The following is a 21,554-nucleotide window of genomic DNA, read 5'->3' as shown; positions in this document are numbered from 1 at the left end:
ACGGCCGCTGCTCAGGAACGGGCCGAGGTGTTAAAGACGCGGACCGGCTCTTCATTCTTCCGGTTCCAGGTCAGGGCTTCGATGATAATTCTCCGCTGCTCGAAGCTGTGAACGTCGGCGTATCCGCTGGCAGGGCTGGAGCGCTCCGGCCGGCCGGCGTACCGGACCGGCACCCCCGACGGCGCGATAGCCCGCAGCCGGGGCTCGACGTAGCACCAGGCACCCATGTTCTTCGGCTCTTCCTGCACCCAGACGATGTCTTCCAGAGAGCCGAAGGTGTTCAGATGGGCGGCAAGCTCCCGTTCCGGGAACGGGTAGAGCTGCTCCAGCCGCAGAATATGCAGCCACGACCAGTCTTTGTCCGAGCCGGCTTCAAGCTCGGTCTGCAGATCGATGGCGACCTTGCCGGTGCAGACAAGGAGCCGCTTGATTCCGCCCGGCTTCTGTCCAAGAAGCGGTTCCGGCAGGACCGCTTCGAAGCGGCCGGAGGCAAGCTCTGCGCCGGGCGAAGCGCTGCGCGCGTTGCGGATCAGGCTCTTCGGCGTCATGACGACTAGCGGTCTTGCGTCCGGCTGGCCGCACAGCGCGGCCTGACGGCGGAGCAGGTGGAAATACTGCGCGGCGCTGCTAAGATTCGCGACAGTCCAGTTCTCTTCAGCCGACAGCTGCAAATAGCGCTCCAGCCGTCCGCTGGAATGCTCCGGTCCCTGGCCTTCATAGCCGTGGGGCAGCAGAATCGTCAGACTGCTGCGCTGGGTCCATTTGGCCCGGCCCGCCGCAATGAACTGGTCGAAGATAACCTGCGCCGCATTTGCAAAGTCGCCGTACTGCGCTTCCCAGATGACGAATGTCTCGGGGGCGAATACGTTATACCCGTATTCGTAGCCCAGCACCGAGGCTTCCGACAGCGGGCTGTTGTAGACGCCGAAGGTAGCCTTGGCGTCCTCCAGCTGGTTAAGAGGCGCGAAGAGCTTGCCCGTCTCGCTGTCATGCAGCACCAGATGGCGCTGGGAGAACGTGCCGCGCTGGGCGTCCTGTCCGCTGAGCCGGATTGGCGTTCCGTCCTGAAGGATGGTCGCGAAGGCGAGTGTCTCGGCCAGCGCCCAGTCCACCTTCTCGCCGTCATTCAAGAGGGAGCTGCGCCGCTGCAGAATGCGCTGCAGCTTCGGATACACCCGGAAGCCCGCAGGAACTTCCAGCAGCTTGCGGTTGATGGATTGCAGGCGTTCCAGCGGAACGGCGGTAACGGCAGGACGGCTGTCCGCCGACACGGCCACGGCATTCTTGACCTCGCCGCTCTCCTTGTTCGCCTTCATCTTCTCGTAGGCTTGCTGAAGCACCTTCTCCACTTCGGCCGTCATGGCTTCCACTTGTTCGCGCGTCACAAGCTTCTGCTCTTCAAGCCGTTCGGCGTAAATCCGGGAGACGGTCTTGTGGTTCTTGACCTTGGCGTATTTCAGCGGCTGAGTCATCTCCGGGTCATCCATTTCATTATGTCCGTGTCTGCGGTAGCCGACAAGATCAATCAGGAAATCCTTCTTGAAGAGGCTACGGTAAGCGCTGGCCAGCCGGACAGCGGCGATGCAGGCCTCCGAATCATCGGCGTTGACGTGAACGACCGGAATTTCGTAGCCTTTGGCCAGGTCGCTGGCATAACGGGTGGAACGAGAGTCTTCGCTCTCTGTGGTGAACCCGATGCGGTTGTTCACGATAATATGGATCGTGCCCCCGTTCAGATAGCCGTTCAGCTTGCTGATGTTCAGCGTCTCGGCGACGATTCCTTCGCCGGGGAATGCAGCATCGCCGTGCATGAGCACGGCCAGCGCGCGGTTCGTATTCAGAACCGGCAGTCCTGTGCCGCTGCGGTCTTCCTGCGCGGCCCGGGCGAAGCCTTCCACGACCGGATTGACGAATTCCAGATGGCTCGGATTGTTGGCCAGCGTCAAGCGGGTGCGGACGGTCTCGCCCTCATGGAAGGCGCGGTCAGCTCCGAGGTGATACTTCACATCGCCGGTCCAGCCGTAATTGATGCCCATAGAGCCTTCGGAAGGGAAGAGCTCCTTGTTCGGAGAATGGTGGAACTCCGAGAAAATAATATCGTAAGGTTTGCCCAAAATATGGGCAAGCACATTGAGGCGTCCCCGGTGGGCCATGCCCATCACAATGTTCTCCGCGCCGTCATGCGCGGCCGCGCGGACGATTTCATCCAGCATCGGAACCAGGATATCATTGCCTTCCAGGCTGAAGCGTTTTTGCCCGACAAAAGTTTTATGAAGGAAGGTTTCGAAATGCTCCACTTCGATCAGACGGTTCAGCAGAGCTTTCCGTTCCGGATCGGTCAGCGGAGCCGGCGAACTGGAGGACTCAGCCTGGCTGTTCAGCCAGAGTAGCTCCTGCTCGTCGTGGACATGTCCGAATTCGTAGGCGATCGTTCTCGTATAAGCCTGGCGCATCCGGTGATAGGCGTCCCAGCCGGTCTGTACCCCGGTCGGCGCGTTCTCCCAGATCAGGGAGGCCGGCAGAGCGAGCAGATCGCCTTGCGTCAGCCCGTATGTCGCGGGATCGAGCCATTTCGCCATGGAATCCCCGCTCTTCTCCAGCGGATCGATATCGGCAGCCAAATGACCGAAGATGCGGATATTGGCGATCAGCTTGGATGCGCGGACCGCTTTGCGGAGCCAGTCGGCGTCGCCGGTAAGGGCGGGGCCGGGGGCGGCGGTCACCTCGGTTGTTAGCGGAGGGGGGCCGTATATGGTAAAGAGCTCCCGGTAGCGGGCCTCCACGGAGGAAGGGTCATCGCTGAACTGTTCGTATTTTTCCTGGATGTAGCCTAGGTTGGGGCCGTAATACTTGCTCCAAACAGATTCATTGTAGGACTCTTTGGCTGACATGGAACATCCTCCTAACGATAAACTCCAGGCAGCGCCTTCAGGGGCGTAACCGGAGCTGCAATGATTACGTTTACATTCTATAGTATAGTTACACGATTTTAAACGTACTGCCACATTCTATTTTGCAACTTTGGATAGGGGTAATCAATTCAACCTTTCGTCCAATCCGTTCGAAAAAAGGCATGATTGCGCAGGTGTTACTCCGGCGGCCCGGAGAATCGGAAGAGACGCGAAACATCGGGCCGGGACCATAAACCTATATAAATCCTTCCAGCAATCCACTAGAATTTGATTAATAGGGCGAAGATGTGGGTATTAGAAGTTTATAGTTCCTAACGACTAGATGATGATTACATAAATATTGGAATTAGCTCGCCGCCAACCGCGTCACAGGCACCCAATTTTACGCTTCAGCCGCGCATTGAATGTATTGTCATTTTTTTGACACACTTTTAGGCAAACATCTTGTATAATATCTTTGCAAGCATATCGCTTGGCACACATCATAAGATCCTTGAATGCAAGGATCCAGCAAAAGGTAAACCTGCTGAAAAGCAGGGGCACAAAGTCTCGGATCTAAGGTTATGCGAGGGAAATCAGACGGGAGGAAGAAGCCTGCCGTGCGGTTTATCCGTGTAGCTATGATGGCTGGACTGCCTGGGGACAAAATCTTAGGAGGAGATTTTTTGAACAAGTCCAACCAGGGAAATAACGGAGAACTGCAGACGGTCGCTTTGGATATGGAATGGGTGCAGCTGATGCTGGCCGCCAAGAAGCAGGGGATTCACGCGGACGAGATCCGGCGATTCTTGGGCGACAAGACACTCAAAGCCATCTGAACCAAATATGAATGAGTGTTCCTGAAGGGACAACGAAAGAGGACATGACGGCGCGGCGTCATGTCCTCTCTATGTAAATACGCAATAGTTCGAATCCGGCTACTGGTTCTTCTGTTCAAGCCGCCATTTCTGGTACTCCAGAAATTCCTTGAACTCCCTCTTGCTGACCCCTGAAGCCATGGCTTCCTGAACCAGCTTGAACCAGTCGGAATCGATCGGCTCTTCCTCGGCGAGTTCTCCGTACAGAAGAATGTGGACGGAGACATCCAGAGCCTCAGCTATTTTCTCGATGAACTGGATGGAGGGGTTGGATTGAATATTGCGTTCGACATTACTTAAGTATGATTTAGCCACATCCGCCCTGCCGGCAAGCTCGGATAAAGATAATCCCTTCTCCTGGCGAAGCTGTTGAATGTGCTGTCCAATATTGTCCGGCACGGTAAATAATGCTCCCTCCTTGTTTTTTGGTATTAGTATAGCAAAGGTCCGCTCAAAAGGAAAACTAGCTTTTACCATTTATGAGCTAAACAGGAAGATTCCCGGCGGCAACTGGGTTGCCGATCCGGAAAATTCATAACCCCCGGGATGCCGCTACAGCGTGCGTCGTAGTGGCATCCCGGTCAGGAGCCTGTATTGTCAAGGCAGGCGAGTGCCTCTTGCGCTGATATACAGGTCGTACCATTCCTTGCGCGTCAGCTCCAGCTTGTCCGCTCCCGCACAGGCTTCAATTCGCCGCGGGTTCACCGTGCCGATTACCGGCTGGATCGCGGCCGGATGCGACATCAGCCAGGCGAGCACGACCGCTTCGGGCGTCGTTCCTTTCTCTTCCGCCAGCGAGTGGACCATTGCGGCGGTGCGGATCACATGCTCGGGTTGTCCGTCAAGCGGACGGCCGGTGTACTTGCCCTGGGCGAGCGGCCCCCAGGCCTGAAGCTGGATTTTCTCCAGACGGCAGTGCTCAATCGTTCCTTCCGGCATTCCATGCTCTCTCCAGGCCGGACGGTTCACGCTGACCACGGAATCAAGCCAGAATGTCTTCTCCAGATTCATTTCGAGCTGATTGACAATCAGGGGCTCATCGGAATAGGCCTGAAGCAGCCGGATCTGCGAACCGCTCATATTGGATACCCCGAAATGCCGGACCTTGCCGGACTCCTTGAGCAGCCGCAGCGCTTCTCCGACCTCTTCGGGGTCCATAAACGGATCGGGCCGGTGCAGCAGCAGAATATCAAGATACGGAGTGCCCAGCCGGGACAGAATGCCGTCGACGCTGCCCAGGATATGCTCGCGGGAAAGATCGAACGTGTTGGAACTGTCTCCCGGCTCTTGCAGCTTAATGCCGCATTTGGACTGAATGATCAGCTTCTCGCGCAGCTCAGGGCGCTCCTTGAGCACGGTTCCGAAGACAAGCTCGGCCTTTCCCCGTGTGTATATGTCCGCCAGGTCAAACATGTTGATGCCGATGGAGAGCGCGGCTTCGACGGCCATATGCCCTTCCCGGATTTGATCGGCCGTGATCGGCTCCCGGTCCCAGTCTCCGCCGAGTCCCATGCAGCCCTGAACGATGCGCCCTGCGGGAATGCCGCGGGTACTTAGTGGCAACGGTTTCAATTTATTCCCTCCTTCATTGAATTCTTCTCATAGCTATTGTACCGCATCAGATGCCGATGTGATATTTCCAGTCGTCAGATGAAATGTGGCGAGCGCCTTCCTTCAACACTTTCCGGATGTTCTATAGCGATGAAAAAAGCCGAATGCGCATGATCAAGGGATTCGTTCCTTAATAAACGCACATTCGGCTTGCAGATAATCTGGATTCGGCCTGGGGTTACACAGGACGTGCTGGTTTATCAGCATTTGTTCAGCGCTTCATTCCTCTTCCGTATCAAGCGGACCGTCCTGAACGCGGAGCTTGTGGTCCAGCGCGTCGGCATAGAGCCGTTGGAGCCATTTCAGCTCCGTCAGGCTGTGCTCATAACGGCCGTACATCAAGTGCAGAACAGCCCGGGAGACGATCCCGATATGCTCTTCATAGACTTGATAGGCGAGGTTGACTTCATGCTCGGCCTCCCGGATTCGTTCTTCCAGCAGCTTCGCGATTTTGTCCGGATCGGCATGTCTGGAGAAGGCCAGCGCAATATACATCGGGTGGTAGACCGCGTCGTTCTTGCGGAACTGCTGAAGCAGCAGCTGCTCGAACATGGCCTGCCCGGATTCGGTAATCCGGTAAATCGTCTTCTCGGGCCGGTCGCGGCTTTGGATAACCTCTACCTGCTCGATCTGCCCGTTCTTTGACAACTGGTCGACGGCGTAGTAGAGGGAGCCCATTTGCAGCTTTGCAATCTTGTTGATGGACCGGTCCTTCAGGACCACCATCATCTCGTACGGATGCATATTCCGCTCCAGCAGCAGACCGAGAATCGCCAGCTTGATGGACATGGCGGGTTACTCTCGGCCAGGCGCCGGCTGTGCTGCTCCGCGGTGGGCGAGAAGACGGTCCTTAGGCATCAGGAGTACCGTCACCAGCGCCAGCACCGCCGGGAGCAGCGCCCACATAAAGGTATGGGCGATGGAAGTCGAGAGAGCGGCCGATATTTTCTCCAATATCGGAGCTGGAATCTTCGCCCGGGCTTCCGGTGTCAGCGCAGAGCGCGAGTCGCCGAAGGAGGCTGCCTGAGCGCTTCCTCCGAACGCATCGGACAGCGAGTTTGTGAATAAATTACGCTGGATGATGCCGAAGATGGTAATGCCGAGCGTCATCCCGAGCGACCGCAGGAAGGTGCTTGTCGAGGTCGCCGAGCCGCGCTGGCGCATGTCGAAATGATGCACGGAGGACATATTCAGCACCGAGAACGAGAAGCCTACGCCAAATCCGGTGACAGCCATGAAGATGTTGACCAGCAGCCGCGCGGTATCCGGCGTGAGCGTCGTGAGCATGGCGACGCCAGCCACGAAGAAGACAGCCGACAGGAGCATGATGTTGCGGAAGCTCGTTCGCGACGTAAGCTGGCCGCCGAGTTGGGCGCCCACCACCGAGCCGATCATCATCGGCATCAGGATAAGACCCGAGTTCGTGGCGGAACCGCCGAACACGCCCTGCACGAAGATCGGCAGATAGACGGTCGCCACGATAAAGGCCGAGCCGTAGAAGAAGGCGGCTAGAGCGCTTGTTGCGAACAGCCGGTTTCCGAACATGGAGAAGGTGATGACCGGCTCCGCAACGCGGCGCTCGATCAGCAGGAAGGCGATCAGCAGGACGGCGAAGCCTGCGAACAGGCCGAGAATTTCAGCCGAATTCCAGGCATACAGCTTGCCGCCGATCGTCTGGCCGCCAAGCTCCAGGGCGAACATCAGGCAGATGATTGAGCCGACCAGCGTGAAGGCGCCGCCCCAGTCAATGCGCTGCTTGGAGTGAATGACCGACTCTTTGTAGGCGGAGGCGATCAGGATGAAGGAGATGACGCCAAGCGGCAAATTGATGTAGAACACCCACTGCCAGCCGATATAGTCGGTGATATAGGCGCCGAGCAGCGGACCGAGCACGCTCGAAATCCCGAAGACCGCGCCGAACAGGCCGGTCATCTTGCCTCTTTTCTCCGGCGGGAAGATGTCAAAGATAATGGTGAACGAGATCGGCATCAGCGCGCCGCCGCCGACCCCCTGAATGGCACGGTAAATGCTGAGCTGTGTAATGCTGCCTGCGGTTCCGCAGAGCGCCGAGCCGATCAGGAACAGCACCAGTCCCAGCATGAAGAAACGCTTGCGGCCGTACATATCCGAAAGCTTGCCGAATATCGGCGTGCCAGCCATGACCATAACCATATAGGCGGAGGTGACCCAGACGATTTTGTCCAGACCCCCGAGGTCGGCGACAATCGTGCCCATTGCGGCTGCGACGATTGTGTTGTCCATCGCGGACATCAGAATCCCGAGAAGCAGCCCGACAACGACAAGCTTCATGTTGCTTTCTTTCGAATGCATGTTTGGTAAACTCCTTTTTCTGGTGAATTGGTGAACCTAATTATATTCAAATTTGAATAGGGAAGCAACCTGTTTTTCATAAAAATTTTCATAGCGAGAGCATATGACACACACGACAAAAGCCCCGCCGAAGCCGGCGAGGCCTATAGTTGCCGCAGATAGTCTGCCGCGGATAGTAGAGGGGTGTACTGCAAATAGAATGCGGTGTGTACAGCTGACCTTGCTATATGGCGGCCTCCGCAAGACGGAGCTGCCGACTCTCGATATAACGGATAAAGAGCTCGGTAAGCTCCGGATCGAACTGCGTTCCCGCGCAGGCCCGCAGCTCCACAATCGCTTCCTCCACAGACTTGGTCGGCTGGTAGGGACGCTCGGTCGTCATGGCGTCAAAGGAATCGATGACCGTCAGCATCCGGCACAGTCTTGGAATCTGCTCGCCCTTGAAGCCGTGCGGATAGCCCTTGCCGTCATATCTTTCGTGATGAAGCTCGATGTAGGGCGCCAGCTCTTTGTACTTGACGTTGGTCGAGGCCATTTCCTTGCCCCAGGTGACATGCCACTTGACCATCTCCCATTCCTCGGCGGACAGCTTCTCCTTCTTGTTCAGAATGCCCCACGGGATTTCCAGCTTGCCGATATCATGGATCAGCGCACCGAGCGTGAATTGGCGCTTCGTAAGATTGTCCAGCTCCAGCAGCTCGCTCATGTCCATTGCGTAGCGGAATACCCTTTTGGAATGCTTGAATGTCTCCAGATCCTTGTACATAAACAGGCGCAGCTGCTGCTCAATGTCCCGGACGTCCTGGCTGAAGTCGATTTCCCGCTCAAGCGTTGACTGGTGGCCATAAATATGGACCATATTCTTACCTTGCTTCTTGGCGTAGTAGAGGGCTTGGTCAGCCTCATCCACCAGCTGCGACTTGTCGTGAATGTCAAGGCGGAAGCACGCGATTCCTGCGGAGAAGGAGAGGCAGCCCTGCGGAAAAATTTCAGTTCCTTCAAAGGGAGAATTGTTAAGCGTCCTGCGCAGACGTTCGAGGAAGCTGTAGGCCTCCGCCGTATCGAGACCGGGCATCAGCAGCGTGAATTCCTCCCCGCCGTACCGGGAGACGAGTATATCCTCGCCGTCGCATTCCCGGGTCAGGAGATCGGCCAGGAACACGATCAGGCCGTCGCCTTTTAAATGGCCGAAATGATCGTTGTATTTCTTGAAATCGTCGATATCGATCATGGCAAGCGAGAGGGAGGCGCCGGTATTGCAGGCTGTGCGGATTTCCTCTTCAAGCGCCAGCTCGAAGTAGCTGTGATTGAACAGTCCGGTCCGCGGATCGCGGTTCGCCCGCTCTTCGATGTCCCGGTACATCGCGAACATCCGCTTGAACGAATAGGACATCATAATGCTGATGCAGAGGAACAGGCCCAGGCCTAGCAACTGATTGTTATACAGCAGGACGGTCAGCACCAGCGCCAGCACCAGCGTACAGAGATAGGCGAGAACGGTATCCTTCAGCATGCCCTTCAGCGTGTCATAAAGATTCTCGTTAAAGGTCAAATAATAATAGAAAGCGATCAGCAGGGTATTCAGCGCAAAATACATCGCCATGGCTGCGGCGTAGGCGGGCAGATGGCTCTCGGATAGCGGTCCCCGCTCACCGCCAAGCGCATGATACGTATAGGCGGCGGAGGCGATCATGACTGAGTAGACTGCGAAGTTGTTCACATGCCTCCACCATGCCAGTTCCCGTTCGATCAACCAGATGGCGATTGTGGAAATCAGCAGAACGGTGAGACTGAAGGAGGCTCCGAATACGAAAAGACAGGCGAGATACACCGAGGAATCCAGGGATAAGCCGTTGCCCTGCGGGGGAAGCTGGAAGGTGAACACGATCAGGGATACAGCCGCGCCGGACAGGGCAAGCGCCCATATCCAGGCCGGTAAGCTGTAGGCCACAAACACGCCCTGATTGTACACGGCGAACAGGGACACGCCCATTATGCACAGCAGCAGCCTGTACAAACCGCTCAAATTCAATTTGGAAACAGGTGCCTGTCCTTTATCCATGAACGCTGCTCCTCCCGGCGGACTCGTACTAAGTGTTCATTTATTTTAAGGGATTTGGGAGTATTTTCATAGAGTCAACCGCACAGACGAGAGCCCAAAGACTCTTTTGCTGAACTTTTATTTTGTATTTTGCCATTCTCTGTTTACATACCCCGTGGGGGTATGCTATATTGGGTTTGAGGAGGCTGAATCATGGCGACACATCATAAGAGCGAAGACGGCCAGGAACCGTCAGTCTGTGCTGGCGACTGCCATCCTTCCGGCGAACGCAAGAGCCATCATACGCCGGAATTCAAGAGCGGGCTTACCGCCCGGCTCAATCGCATCGAAGGCCAGATCCGCGGCATCAAAGGCATGATCGAACGCGATACGTACTGCGACGATGTGCTTACCCAGCTTGCGGCGGTGCAGTCCGCGCTCGGAAGCGTCGGCAAGCTGCTGCTTGAAGGGCATATGAAGAGCTGCATCGTGGAACGAATCGAAGCCGGAGAACATGAGGTTATTGATGAACTGCTGATTACAGTCGGCAGATTAATGAAATCATAAAGGAGAGGATTAACATGACGAATGTCGTATTGAATGTGGAAGGAATGTCCTGCGGACATTGTGTAAGCGCAGTGGAGAAGGCGGTTGGAAATCTGGGCGCTTCGGCCAAGGTTGATCTGGCGGCCAAGACGGTGGCTGTGGAGTTTGATGAATCCAAGCTCAGCGTATCGGCGATCAAGGATGCAATCGAAGACCAGGGCTATGACGTTGTGCAGTAATATTGGAACTATCGCCTGAGGGGCCATGGAGCGGGAAGCAAGTGACGCTGCGGGCCTTCTCTTTTTGAACACAGCATACCCCTAGGGGGTACATGAAAGAGAGTGATTCACATGGAAAAAGCAGCGGCGGCGCCCGAAGAGCAGGCTACCTTGCAGATTACCGGCATGACCTGTTCCGCATGCGCGGCGCGAATCGAGAAGGGGCTATCCCGAATGGAAGGGGTATCGCGCGCCAATGTGAACCTCGCGTTGGAGCAGGCGGCGGTCGGCTTTGATCCCGGCGTTGTCAGTGTGCCGAAGCTTGAGGAGAAGATCCGCTCTCTCGGCTACGATACGGTCAAGGAGACAGCCGATTTCGATATTTCCGGCATGACCTGTGCCGCCTGTTCGGCCCGGATCGAGAAGGTGCTCGGCCGTATGCCCGGGATTGCCGAAGTGAATGTGAACCTTGCGCTGGAGACGGCGCATGTGGAATATACCCCGGGGATGGTCACGCCCCAGGATATCATAACCAAGGTGGACTCCATCGGCTACAAAGCCTCGCTTAAGAAAGACAGCGAGGAGGCATCTGACCGCAAGGGCGAGGAAATCCGGCGCAAACGGAATAAGTGGATCGTGTCTGCGGTGCTGTCGCTGCCGCTGCTGTGGGCGATGGTCGGCCATTTCTCCTTCACCTCCTGGATTCCCGTACCGGAGCTGTTCATGAATCCGTGGTTCCAGCTGGTGCTGGCGACGCCGGTACAGTTCATCATCGGCTGGCAGTTCTACGTGGGAGCCTATAAAGCGCTTCGCAACGGCAGCGCGAACATGGATGTGCTGGTGGCGCTTGGAACATCGGCCGCCTATTTCTACAGCCTGTATCTGACGCTGGACTCCTTAAACATGCCGGAAATGCCGGGAATGAGTCATGCGGTGGAGATGTATTATGAGACGGGAGCGATCCTCATTACGCTCATTCTGGTCGGCAAATGGTTCGAGGCTCTGGCGAAGGGCCGCTCCTCCGACGCAATCCGCAGCCTGATGGGACTTCAGGCCAAGAGCGCGGTCGTCATCCGGGATGGTGCGGAAATCAGCATTCCGGTCGAGAATGTCGTCATCGGAGACATCGTGCTCGTCAAGCCCGGCACGAAGATTCCGGTGGACGGACAGGTCGTGGAAGGGATATCCTCTGTCGACGAGTCGATGCTTACTGGCGAGAGCATTCCGGTGGACAAGGCGCCGGGAGACACCGTAATCGGAGCAACCGTCAACAAGAACGGCGCACTGAAGATCGAAGCCCGCAAGGTGGGCAGAGACACCGCCCTTGCCCAGATTATCCGTGTGGTCGAGGAAGCCCAGGGCTCCAAGGCGCCGATCCAGCGGGTGGCGGACGTCATTTCGGGCATCTTCGTACCGGTTGTCGTCGCAATCGCGGCGCTGACCTTTATCGTCTGGTATCTCTGGGGAGCGCCCGGGCAGTTCGCGGAGGCTCTGGAGAAGGCGATCGCCGTGCTTGTTATCGCCTGCCCTTGCGCGCTGGGACTCGCTACGCCGACCTCAATTATGGCCGGCTCCGGCCGCGCCGCCGAGCTGGGCATTCTGTTCAAGGGAGGCGAGCATCTTGAAGCCGCCCAGGGCATCGAGCTCGTCGTTCTGGACAAGACGGGCACCGTGACCGCAGGCAAGCCGGTGCTGACGGATGTGCTCGTGTCTCCGGACTTCAAGGGTCCGGAAGCCCTGTCTGCGGAGGATGGGCTGCTGTCGCTGGCGGCCTCCGCCGAGAAGCTGTCGGAGCATCCGCTGGCCGAAGCGGTGGCCGCGGGTGCGGCGGAGAAGGGGTTGATCCTGGACGAAGCAGCGGACTTCGTCAATATTCCGGGCCGCGGAATCAAGGCCGCCGTGCAGGGCAGAGCCGTCTCTGTCGGCACGCGCCGGCTGATGGAAGAGAGCGGCGCGGAGACTGCTGAATGGCAGGGCGAGATGCAGCGTCTGGAGCAGGAGGGCAAGACCGCCATGCTGGTAGCGGTGGATGGCAAGATTCAAGGCATCGTGGCCGTCGCCGACACGATCAAGCCGACCTCGCGGGAGGCGGTTGCTGCGCTACAGCGGATGAACATCGATGTTGTCATGATCACCGGCGACAACGAGCGTACGGCCCGGGCGATAGCGTCGGAAGCTGGCATCGACCGGGTCATGGCCGAAGTGCTGCCTGAAGGCAAGGCAGAGGCGGTCCGCAAGCTGCAAGAGGGAGGCCGCAAGGTCGCGATGGTTGGCGACGGCATCAATGATGCCCCGGCGCTGGCTACCGCCGATATCGGGATGGCGGTCGGCACGGGAACGGACGTGGCGATGGAGGCCGCGGACATTACCCTGATGCGCGGCGACCTGAAGGCGATCGCGGACGCCATCGAGATGAGCCGGCGCACCATGGGCAACATCAAGCAGAATCTGTTCTGGGCGCTGGGTTATAATACGATCGGCATTCCGGTGGCTGCCCTCGGCTTTCTGGCGCCCTGGCTGGCCGGAGCGGCGATGGCCTTCAGCTCGGTTTCGGTTGTGCTGAACGCGCTGCGGCTGCAGCGGGTCAAGCTGTAACATGGACAAACCGCCCGCTTCCATTAGAGATGGAGGCGGGCGATTTGCCGTTTTTTATCATGGATGGAACCCGGGAGGGAAGACGATAGCTGTCTTATGCCAGGCCGCTGGCTGGCGCTCATCCTTCATTGTCCGGCCCCTCAACGGCCCAAGTTGGCAAAAGGGATGAAATGGTGTTAATACTTATACTAGAAACACAGGTACTAGAAAGACAGGTACCAGAAAGACAGGGCCTCCCGAATTCGGGGGCGAAGACGAATAGGAGATGAAGAAGACGATGAGTATATCCAATGAAACGCTTGAGCTGATGCGAAATCACCGTTCCATCCGCAAGTTCCGCGAGGACCCGGTCAGCGAAGAGCAGCTTGCCGCCATTATCGGTGCGGCGCAGGCGGCTTCGTCCTCCCACAATGTGCAGGCATACAGCGTGATCGCGGTCACCGACTCGGCGCTGAAGTCCGAGCTTGCCGCTCTGGCGGGCAATCAGGCGTATGTGGCTGAATGCCCCGTCTTCTTGGTCTGGTGCGCCGATCTGTACCGGCTGCGTGAGGTGACGCGCCCGCACCTGAACAGTGCGGAGACGTATGAGGGCTCAACGGAGAATTTCATCATAGGCACCATCGATGCGACGCTTGCCGCCCAGAACGCTGCCGTGGCTGCCGAATCGCTGGGGCTTGGTGTCGTCTATATCGGCGGCCTCCGCAACAAGATCGCCGCTGTCGCCGAGCGGCTTGGCCTGCCGGAGCTGGTCTATCCGCTGTTCGGCATGTGCCTCGGCTATCCCGACCAGTCGCCGGGCATCCGTCCGCGCCTGCCGCAGCAGGCCGTGCTGCACCGCAACCGGTATGACGCGGAAGAGACGGTCCGCCAGGTCGGCGAATACGACCGGACTATGTCGGATTATTTGAGCAAGCGGACCGGAGGAAGCAATGATATGCCATGGTCGGCCATCATGGCCAAGTGGATCGCTGAGCCTAGCCGGCTGGATCTGGGCGATTTCCTGCGAAGCAAAGGCTTCCTCCACCGCTAAACGGGCCTTCCGGTGGAGAGGGCGCCGGCGCACCGGCCAGCGGTTGACGCCGGATGTGCCGAACATTGTCCGGCCTGCCGGTAACGGGCCCAATGCGCGCTATTCGCTCCGCAGCCATACACGCCTACGCCTACATGCAAACACGCTCGCATGCACTCGCCTGCATGCCATACGCGCCCATGCTACATATACGCATACGCATACGCGCCAATGTTAAAGAGGCCGGACATCGCCATGATGTCCGGCCTCTTTGCTTGCGCTGCTAATGCGGGATTGTCCTTGCCAACGGCTGTCCAGCTTCGGCCGGTCCGTTCCGGCCTTCCCGCTCTCGCCGTGGTCGTCCGGGTTCAGCCGCCACCCCTGGCTATGCCGTGCCGGTGTAGATCGGCCTCTCCGGCTCACCGCCGAGCTGCCGCCGCTGACTTCGCCTGCTCCTCACGCATCCATTCCGACATCTGGCGCTTCAGCCGCAGGAATTCGGGATGCTCCGTAATCTCGTCGCGGCGCGGCCGGGGGAAGGGCACCTCGACCGTATGCAGGATCGTGCCCGGCCTGCCGGAGAAGACATAGATCCGGCTGGAGAGCAGCAGCGCCTCTTCGATGCTGTGCGTGATGAACAGCACGGAGCGGCGGTTCTCCTCCCACAGCTCCAGCAGCCACCTCTGCATGTCGCTGCGAGTCAGGGCGTCGAGCGCGCTGAACGGCTCATCCAGGAGCATAAGCTCCTGGGGCGCCAGCAGCGCGCGGAGAAAGGCGGCGCGCTGCTGCATGCCGCCCGACAGCATGTGCGGATACGCGGTTTCGAATCCGCCAAGACCCGCCTTCGCGAGCCAGCGCCGCGCTTCCTCGCGGGCTTCGCTTCTCGCCGCGCCTTTCAGCTCGCGGGCGAGAATGACGTTGTCCTCGACGCTGCGCCACGGCAGCAGCGCCGGCTGCTGCGGCATATAGCTGACGCCGCCTTTCTCGCCGGTGACGGCTGCGCCGTTCATCGAGATCGAGCCGGAATCCGGCCGGATCAATCCGCCGATGATCTGGAGCAGCGTGCTTTTGCCGCAGCCGGAAGGCCCGACGATCGACACGAACTCCTGGCGTCCGACCGTCAGGGAGACGTTGTCCAGGACCTTCAGGCTCTGTCCTTTCTGGCGGAACGATTTGGAGACGCCGGATACGTCCAGAGCGGGCGATTGAGTGGCCGGCTGCTCAGGGACGCCGGAGCCGGATGTATTCATGGATTTCATAGCATAAAGCCGCTCCTTTCATGACTGGATCGAACGGACGTCTATTCATGCTTGCGGGGCTTCCAGCGGATCAGCCATTTCTCCAGCAAGGCAACGGCGGCGAACAGCAGAAGACTGAGCAGAACGACCAGAATAACGGCGAGAAACATGCGGTCCGTGCGGTAGGCCGCCTTTTGCAGCTGCATGTAATAGCCAAGCCCTTCCCCGGAGCCAACCAGCTCGGCGACCACCGCGCCAGTCACGGCATAGGCCGCGGAAATTTTGATGCCCGAGAAGAGCGAGGGCAGCGAATGCGGCAGCTCAAGCTTGGCAAATATTTGCCACCGCGACGCGCCGGCCATCTTCATGTAGTTCAGCATGACCCGGTCGGTCTGGGCCAGTCCGCCAAGACCGGCAACGGCGACGGGAAAGAAGCAAACCAGCGTGATGAGAATCACCTTCGGCAGCAGGCCGAAGCCGAACCAGATGACGAGCAGCGGACCGAGCGCGACGATGGGCACGTTCTGGCTCAGAATGAGCAGCGGGTAGAACGCCCGCGACAGACCGGGCAGCAGATAGAGTACCATGGCCGCAAGGAAGCCGGTCAGCACACCGATTGGAAATCCGATCAAGGTCAGCCGCAGCGTCGCCAGCATATGCCCCCTGAGCGAAGCGGAGCCTGCCGACGCCTCTTTCCAGAGATCGGAGGGGGCGGGCAGGATCCATTTTTCAATATGAAACCAGGAGACCGACAGCTGCCACAGTGCGAGGAACAGAATGACCGTCAGCAGCGGCGGCCAGACTTTATTCCACAAGGAATTCACGGACGATATTTCTCCGTCAGCCCGTCCATGCTGATTCCGTTCGGATAATGGGCGATTTTGATTTGGGAGATGACGCTCGGGCAGCCCGCCTCAATCAGCGCCTCCTGCATCTCCTTCACGATCTCCAGCAGTTCCGGCAGCTCGCCTTCCATCGTTGTCTCCAGCGCGTTCACCTGATGCTTCACGCCAGAGCGCTGAATGACCTCAATCGCTGTGTCCACATAGGGGATCGAATCTTCGCCTCCCGGCGTCTTCGGAATGACCTGAATGCTCAGCAGTGTGCTTGCCATGGTTATCTCATCCTTTCGGTTGTATGAAGTCTAAGTAAGGTGCGCTTTTACTGTCCGTCCGGCAAAAAATCGTTCGTGAACGCCTTGGAAGCGTCCAACGGCTGATCGAGCAGCTTCAGCCCGTACATCCAGTCCGCGTAATTCTTCCATACTTCGGTCTTCTGCTCGCCCCAGCGGGAAGCGTCGTCCTTGTATTTCGGACTGAGCCATTTCTGGCTTGCCTTCACGAGATCGGCGTCCAGATCCGGCACTGCCTTGATCAGGATGTTCGCCGCATCCTCCGGATGGTCGATCGCGTACTGATAGCCCTTCGACGTCGCCTTCAGGAAGGCCTTTACCACATCGGGATGATCGGCGATTTCCTTCTCGCTGGTCGTCAGCACCGGTGTATAATAATCAAGCTGCGGTGCATAATCCTTCAGGTACAGCATGTCCAGCGGTTCGTTCCGGAGCTCGGCCTGAATGCCTGTCCATCCGTAGAAGATCCAGGCGAAGTCAATGTCGCGTTTGACGGCCGTGAAATAATCGGCTTCCCCGATTGTAACCTGCTTGACCTTCTTTACGTCTCCGCCCTCGGGGTCCATGATGGCCTTCATCGCGGCTTCTTCTACCGGCGAGCCCCAGCCGCCGTAGGTTTTGCCCTCGAAGTCCTTGGGCGACTTGATGTTCCGGTCCTTGGGAGCCGCGAAGCCGGAGGTATTATGCTGGATGATGGCGGCGATGGAGACGAGCGGCACGCCTTGAATGCGGGCCAGCGTCAGGCTGTCCTGGGCGCCGATGCCGAAGGCGGCTTCTCCGGACGCGACCATCGTGTCCGAACCGGCCTCGCCCGGCTGCACGATCTCAACATCCAGGCCTTCCTCCTGATAATAGCCGAGCTCCTTGGCCACGTATAGTCCGGTATGATTCGTATTCGGCGTCCAGTCGAGCGCGACCTTCACCTTGGCGCTTACGGCTGGCGAAGCGGCCGCCGATGCTGCCGAGCCGGCAGACGGCGAGGTCTGTCCCTCTCCGGCCTTGTCGGTGCCTCCCGCGTTATTTCCCGCTCCGCAGCCCGATACGGCCAGCACGAGCAGGCCGGCCAGAGCCGGTCTTAACCATTTGTTGATCCCCATCACAGTGCTTCTCTCCTTTATATCTGTCCTGAGACCGTTAATAGCGGTCCCGAAAGCCTTCAAGCAGACGGTTCTCCCCCCGAAACGACAAAAAAGCGTCCCTGGATATGGCGGGACGCGGCTGAGCGCATGAGATGCGGCTGCCTTAACAAAGGCTTGCTGCACGGCGATGTCATTCCTACGCTGGCATTATCCAGATCAGGTATAAGGGTCAGTATCTTTGCGGGATACACTCTCAGCCGGCCGTTATTCCAGCACCCCTGGTTCATATGAAGTTCCGGGCATTTCTTCTGCTGCTTACGGGTATTATAGACGCAGGAATCGGGAATTGTCCAGTGGGTGTGGACGCAGTCAAGGTTTTATGACGGGCGGAATTTGCCGGAAACAGGCTGTTGTTCTGCATGTCCCGGCGGCCTCCCGCCTGCTGCCCGCGCTTGCTGCCCGGCACTGGAGTTGGGCGGTCCAACCGCGGCGCCGGCCAGAAAAGACGGCGGGCCGGACGACATCCAGCAGTGCCTTCGCCCGCTCCGCCTTCGGTCCGGAATGAGTTCTGCGGCGGTTCTTGAACAGCTGGCGGAACCCCGATCTCCCTGTTCTAGCCTGCTACTCGAACCTTCTGCGGCGCAGACGGGACCTGATGCTGCCCCAGAGCTCGCGGATCGTCAGGATGGCGCTGACCGTGATGCCGCTGAAGGTCAGGAACAGCGCCAGATACTCGAAGGGAGAGTAGCTGCTCATTTTGCTCCAGTCAATGCTGCCCTTCAGGTCGTCGATGACCTGGTTCATGCCGTATATACCGCTGACGACCGTGAAGACGGTCAGAATCATCAGAAGATTGTCCCGGCGCTTGGCCTGAAACTTCTCCTGATACTGAAACAGGTCCGCCAGCGTCTGCTTCACTTCCTCGAATAGCTCATCGTTGCCGTATACTTTTCGAAGCTGGTAGAAGATTTCGCGTCCCTGCGTCTGTGAAATAAGCTCTACGAAATAGAACTTGGCCGAGAACTTGTTAATGTAATAGATGAGATCCTGAATTTCTTCATTGTCGCGCTCGATGCGCAGCCTCGAATGGACATTGGCCAGCTTGAGCAGAACGATTTTGTGAAAAAGGCTGAGCAGCAGACCGTAATAATATTCGCCGTACATCTGGTTCGCCAGCCTGACCGAGATTTCGGGACCAGACCTGCTGAGACAGCAGAAGGTTTGTTCGTTGGTCATATAATAGGTGTCCGGCCCCCAGCGGCTGTAGCGATGGTCCCGGCAGTAATCCTCGATGTATTCTGCGCTGCTTGCGCTTGTATACGGGCTGCCGTCCTGCGTCATGCCGTCCAGCTGCGAAGCCCGGTAGCAGGTCTGCGGGTCAATCTCCGCGCCATCCTCCAGTCCATAGAAAGCCTGCACCATCATCCGCTCATCCACGAAGAATGGAAGCGTCTCAAAGTAAGCGCCGTTCAGATCGGACTGGTCAAGAAAATCCTCAAGCCCGCTCACCAAATTCCGGAACACGAAATCCTCCATCTGTTCGAACGACTTGTCTTCGCAGATAATGCGACAGGAAGCATCCGCCTCTGTCACATTTTCCAGTGAACGGAAACGGTCGGCGAATTCAAGCACATGCTTAAGAGGAATCCGATCCCCCTCAATGCGGGTTCGCACCGTGACAAATCCAAGCTGAAACGGGCAGATGAACACATCGGTCGACAGCACCCGAAAGGGAATACGGCACTGGGCCAGCTCCATCACGCATTCCAGTCCGTTCACCCGCGAATAGCGGCGGAAGGTGTCGCGGTCATGCCCTTTTCTCGGAAACAGCACATGTGCGGCGAACGGCATGTAGGAGCGCTCCATGTGCTCATGCGATACGCAATAGCCCTCCCCGTAGTATTCATGCTGCAGTTCTTTGCGGTCCAGGAAAAAAGGGGCGAAGCCTTCCCGATCCAAGCTTTCCGCAAGCCTTGGCCCCTGCCCCTCAGTGATCGAGAAAGGGAAAATAAACTGCAAAAGCGCAGTATGCAAGATGGGTTCGTCACTCTGCTGGTTCATAACATTCCTCCCGGCTACAACGTCAATCGCTTCTCTAATCTTCTAAGTGTAACTTACCCTGTGGGGGGCTGCAAAAAAACGTAACATGCTCTCTCTCCGGATTCATTCTTTCCTGTGGGGGTACATTAACGTATCGGCAGTCCTGGTGTGAAGCAGAAGGGATTGGCACAGAAAGGAGACAGGACACAGGATGGATAAGAAAGAACTGGAGCAGCGTATTATGCAGGCACTGGATGACAATAAATTTGGTTCCTTTGCCACAATTGAAGCTGGCAGCAAGCCAAAAGTGCGTTATATGGCTATTTTTCATGACGGTTTGAAAATTATGCTGGCGACTGACCGCAAGACGCATAAGGTGGAAGAGCTTCAGCATAATCCGAATGTCTTCCTGCTGCTCGGCTTTGAAGCCGGCGGTACGAAGGATATTGTCGGGATAGAGGCCCGGGCTTCCGTCACCAAAGACGAATCGCTTCGCGGCAAGGTGTGGAGCAAGGATCTGGAGCGCTGGTTTAACGGACCGGCTGATCCCGATTATGTAATCCTGGAGCTTGCTCCGACACGGATCGAGTATACCGGCAAGAACGCTCAGCACGAGGTATGGGAGAAGGAGACGGCTTCGGCGGGCAAATAAACCGGAGCATAAACAGGAGGAGCGACCGACAAGGGGCGCTTTGTATATCGGGTCAGCCGGAGACTTCTGGTTGGCCTATTTATGCGGGTGTTTTTTCGCTCTCCGGGGTCTTTCGACAAAAGGCCGCGAAAGGCTGCGACAGGCAGCGGCTTAAGTCCCGCATTGCATGGATGTTTTTCCATACGTTTCCTGATTACCGGGGGAAAAGCTGGTATAATAACGGCATTATCGGTATTATTTAGCTCCCAAGGAGGACACCCATGCATTGCAGCGATTGCTATCCCATCGCCCCTATGGAGGAGGAGGGATTGATGAAAGTCAGGTCGGCTATCCCCTGTCTTGAGAACGCCGTGCAGGGTGCCGGATTTCATTGTGACGTCATTAACGGCAGTGAGTATGTAATCCCGTACCGGTCCCGCGATGAAATTCTGTCCATCATCAAACTGTTGGAAGAAAGGGATGAAGCGGGGTCTATAGCGGTATGTCTGAAAGGGAGGCATCAGCATGAGCTGATTGAGCGCTGGGTATCGCTTTCCCAGCTGCGGGTCCGCATCGTCAACCACGGACTGATCGATGTGATCATCAACAAGGAGTTCTGCAGCTACATGCAGCCGATCGTGAATTCGGCCGAGCATATCATCGGATTCGAGTTTTTGCTTCGTCCCATTCCGGGCGGTCACTGCTTCCGACCCTACACGCTGTTTGAAGTGGCGAGAGAGAGCGGCTATCATTCATTTCTGGACCGGGCTGCGCTTGCGTCCGCCATTGAATCCAGCCGGATACTTCCGGACGGAATGAAGAGATTCATCAATTTTCTGCCTTCATCCATTTCGAATCCCAAATACTGTCTCGCCCATGCGTTTGAGGCGATCAGCGCGGGAGGCCTGCGGCCGGAGGATTTCGTATTTGAAGTCGTCGAGACGGAGATGATCCGCAACATCGGGCATCTGGCCGCGATCTTCTCGGAGTATCGACACCATGGTGTTCATGTGGCGCTTGATGACGTCGGTTCCGGCTTCGCCACCCTGGAGGTGATGGAGCAGCTGCGCCCGGATTACGTCAAGATTGACCGGGACTTCGTCAGCCTGTGCGACACGGACCTCCGCAAGCAGGAGACAATCCGTGAAATCGTGGAGAAATCGGGCCGCTTCGGGGGCCGGGTGCTGGCGGAAGGAATCGAGCGGCGGGAAGAATTCGAATTCTGCCTGGGCCTTGGCATCGAGCTGGCGCAGGGCTATTTCTTCGGCCGTCCGATGCCGGAGCCTCCGCCGCGTTTTTCGGCGATCTAGTCTG

The 21,554-nt window shown here is 57.6% G+C and carries 19 protein-coding genes and 2 riboswitches; of the genes, 7 read left to right on the top strand and 12 right to left on the bottom strand.

Features of this window, described 5'->3' with window-relative positions; translation table 11 throughout:
• Nucleotides 1-11 precede the first annotated feature (11 nt).
• Nucleotides 12-2,891: a 2-oxoglutarate dehydrogenase E1 component gene (locus KIH86_RS21490; RefSeq protein WP_223084422.1), complete on the bottom strand. Its 2,880-nt coding sequence runs from the start codon at nucleotides 2,889-2,891 to the stop codon at nucleotides 12-14.
• Between the two features lie 527 nt (nucleotides 2,892-3,418).
• Nucleotides 3,419-3,552, top strand: a riboswitch (cyclic di-GMP riboswitch).
• 25 nt (nucleotides 3,553-3,577) lie between these two features.
• Between KIH86_RS21490 and KIH86_RS21485 the strand changes: the two genes are divergently transcribed.
• Nucleotides 3,578-3,730, top strand: coding sequence for an anti-repressor SinI family protein (locus KIH86_RS21485; RefSeq protein WP_235775531.1), 153 nt, complete (start codon nucleotides 3,578-3,580; stop codon nucleotides 3,728-3,730).
• Nucleotides 3,731-3,829: 99 nt separating this feature from the next.
• On the opposite strand, the gene KIH86_RS21480 is transcribed toward KIH86_RS21485, so the two are convergent.
• From KIH86_RS21480 to KIH86_RS21460, 5 genes are all read right to left on the bottom strand, one after another.
• On the bottom strand, nucleotides 3,830-4,168 hold the full coding sequence (locus KIH86_RS21480; RefSeq protein ID WP_235775530.1) for a helix-turn-helix domain-containing protein: 339 nt from the start codon (nucleotides 4,166-4,168) through the stop codon (nucleotides 3,830-3,832).
• A gap of 198 nt (nucleotides 4,169-4,366) precedes the next feature.
• The gene (locus KIH86_RS21475; RefSeq protein ID WP_235775529.1) at nucleotides 4,367-5,341 is read right to left on the bottom strand and encodes an aldo/keto reductase; all 975 of its coding nucleotides are present in this window, start codon (nucleotides 5,339-5,341) and stop codon (nucleotides 4,367-4,369) included.
• A gap of 258 nt (nucleotides 5,342-5,599) precedes the next feature.
• A complete protein-coding gene (locus KIH86_RS21470; protein ID WP_223084420.1) occupies nucleotides 5,600-6,169 on the bottom strand; it encodes a PadR family transcriptional regulator in 570 nt (189 codons plus the stop codon).
• Nucleotides 6,170-6,175: 6 nt separating this feature from the next.
• Nucleotides 6,176-7,711, bottom strand: a complete 1,536-nt coding sequence (locus KIH86_RS21465; RefSeq protein ID WP_223084419.1) for an MDR family MFS transporter — start codon at nucleotides 7,709-7,711, stop codon at nucleotides 6,176-6,178.
• Nucleotides 7,712-7,934: 223 nt separating this feature from the next.
• Nucleotides 7,935-9,773, bottom strand: coding sequence for a bifunctional diguanylate cyclase/phosphohydrolase (locus tag KIH86_RS21460; protein WP_223084418.1), 1,839 nt, complete (start codon nucleotides 9,771-9,773; stop codon nucleotides 7,935-7,937).
• Between the two features lie 192 nt (nucleotides 9,774-9,965).
• On the opposite strand from KIH86_RS21460, the gene KIH86_RS21455 reads away from it, so the two are divergent.
• The 4 genes from KIH86_RS21455 to nfsA all read left to right on the top strand — a co-directional run bounded on the left by KIH86_RS21455 (nucleotide 9,966) and on the right by nfsA (nucleotide 14,141).
• Nucleotides 9,966-10,319 (top strand): metal-sensitive transcriptional regulator, encoded by a 354-nt coding sequence (locus KIH86_RS21455; protein ID WP_223084417.1) that lies wholly within the window; start codon nucleotides 9,966-9,968, stop codon nucleotides 10,317-10,319.
• Between the two features lie 14 nt (nucleotides 10,320-10,333).
• Entirely contained in the window at nucleotides 10,334-10,537 is a 204-nt protein-coding gene (gene copZ, locus KIH86_RS21450; protein ID WP_223084416.1) for a copper chaperone CopZ, read from the top strand.
• 111 nt (nucleotides 10,538-10,648) lie between these two features.
• A complete protein-coding gene (locus KIH86_RS21445; RefSeq protein WP_223084415.1) occupies nucleotides 10,649-13,111 on the top strand; it encodes a heavy metal translocating P-type ATPase in 2,463 nt (820 codons plus the stop codon).
• 277 nt (nucleotides 13,112-13,388) lie between these two features.
• Complete coding sequence (gene nfsA, locus KIH86_RS21440; RefSeq protein ID WP_223084414.1) at nucleotides 13,389-14,141, top strand: oxygen-insensitive NADPH nitroreductase; 753 nt, start codon at nucleotides 13,389-13,391, stop codon at nucleotides 14,139-14,141.
• A gap of 213 nt (nucleotides 14,142-14,354) precedes the next feature.
• On the opposite strand, the gene KIH86_RS21435 is transcribed toward nfsA, so the two are convergent.
• The 6 genes from KIH86_RS21435 to KIH86_RS21410 form a co-directional block, all read right to left on the bottom strand.
• Nucleotides 14,355-14,543: a hypothetical protein gene (locus KIH86_RS21435; RefSeq protein WP_223084413.1), complete on the bottom strand. Its 189-nt coding sequence runs from the start codon at nucleotides 14,541-14,543 to the stop codon at nucleotides 14,355-14,357.
• A complete protein-coding gene (locus KIH86_RS21430; protein WP_223084412.1) occupies nucleotides 14,540-15,379 on the bottom strand; it encodes an ABC transporter ATP-binding protein in 840 nt (279 codons plus the stop codon). The genes KIH86_RS21435 and KIH86_RS21430 overlap by 4 nt, the downstream gene beginning before the upstream one ends.
• 41 nt (nucleotides 15,380-15,420) lie before the next feature.
• Nucleotides 15,421-16,182 carry an ABC transporter permease gene (locus tag KIH86_RS21425; protein ID WP_223084411.1) on the bottom strand — a complete coding sequence of 254 codons (762 nt, stop codon included), beginning with the start codon at nucleotides 16,180-16,182 and terminating at the stop codon, nucleotides 15,421-15,423.
• The gene (locus tag KIH86_RS21420; protein WP_223084410.1) at nucleotides 16,179-16,472 is read right to left on the bottom strand and encodes a thiamine-binding protein; all 294 of its coding nucleotides are present in this window, start codon (nucleotides 16,470-16,472) and stop codon (nucleotides 16,179-16,181) included. Before KIH86_RS21420 ends, KIH86_RS21425 begins: the two co-directional genes overlap by 4 nt.
• A 47-nt stretch (nucleotides 16,473-16,519) precedes the next feature.
• The gene (locus tag KIH86_RS21415; RefSeq protein ID WP_223084562.1) at nucleotides 16,520-17,587 is read right to left on the bottom strand and encodes an ABC transporter substrate-binding protein; all 1,068 of its coding nucleotides are present in this window, start codon (nucleotides 17,585-17,587) and stop codon (nucleotides 16,520-16,522) included.
• A 158-nt stretch (nucleotides 17,588-17,745) separates the two neighbouring features.
• Nucleotides 17,746-17,859, bottom strand: a riboswitch (TPP riboswitch).
• Nucleotides 17,860-18,190: 331 nt separating this feature from the next.
• The gene (locus tag KIH86_RS21410) at nucleotides 18,191-19,630 is read right to left on the bottom strand and encodes a hypothetical protein (protein ID WP_223084409.1); all 1,440 of its coding nucleotides are present in this window, start codon (nucleotides 19,628-19,630) and stop codon (nucleotides 18,191-18,193) included.
• A gap of 190 nt (nucleotides 19,631-19,820) precedes the next feature.
• On the opposite strand from KIH86_RS21410, the gene KIH86_RS21405 reads away from it, so the two are divergent.
• Nucleotides 19,821-20,261, top strand: a complete 441-nt coding sequence (locus tag KIH86_RS21405; protein ID WP_223084408.1) for a pyridoxamine 5'-phosphate oxidase family protein — start codon at nucleotides 19,821-19,823, stop codon at nucleotides 20,259-20,261.
• Nucleotides 20,262-20,572: 311 nt separating this feature from the next.
• Nucleotides 20,573-21,550 carry an EAL domain-containing protein gene (locus KIH86_RS21400; protein WP_235775528.1) on the top strand — a complete coding sequence of 326 codons (978 nt, stop codon included), beginning with the start codon at nucleotides 20,573-20,575 and terminating at the stop codon, nucleotides 21,548-21,550.
• Nucleotides 21,551-21,554 lie beyond the last annotated feature (4 nt).

The sequence above is a fragment of the Paenibacillus sinensis genome (assembly GCF_019904155.1).
GTDB classification, from domain to species: Bacteria; Bacillota; Bacilli; order Paenibacillales; family Paenibacillaceae; genus Paenibacillus_AQ; species Paenibacillus_AQ sinensis.
The sequence above is the reverse complement of the archived record's forward strand: the minus strand, read 5'-3'. Positions and strand labels throughout refer to the sequence as shown.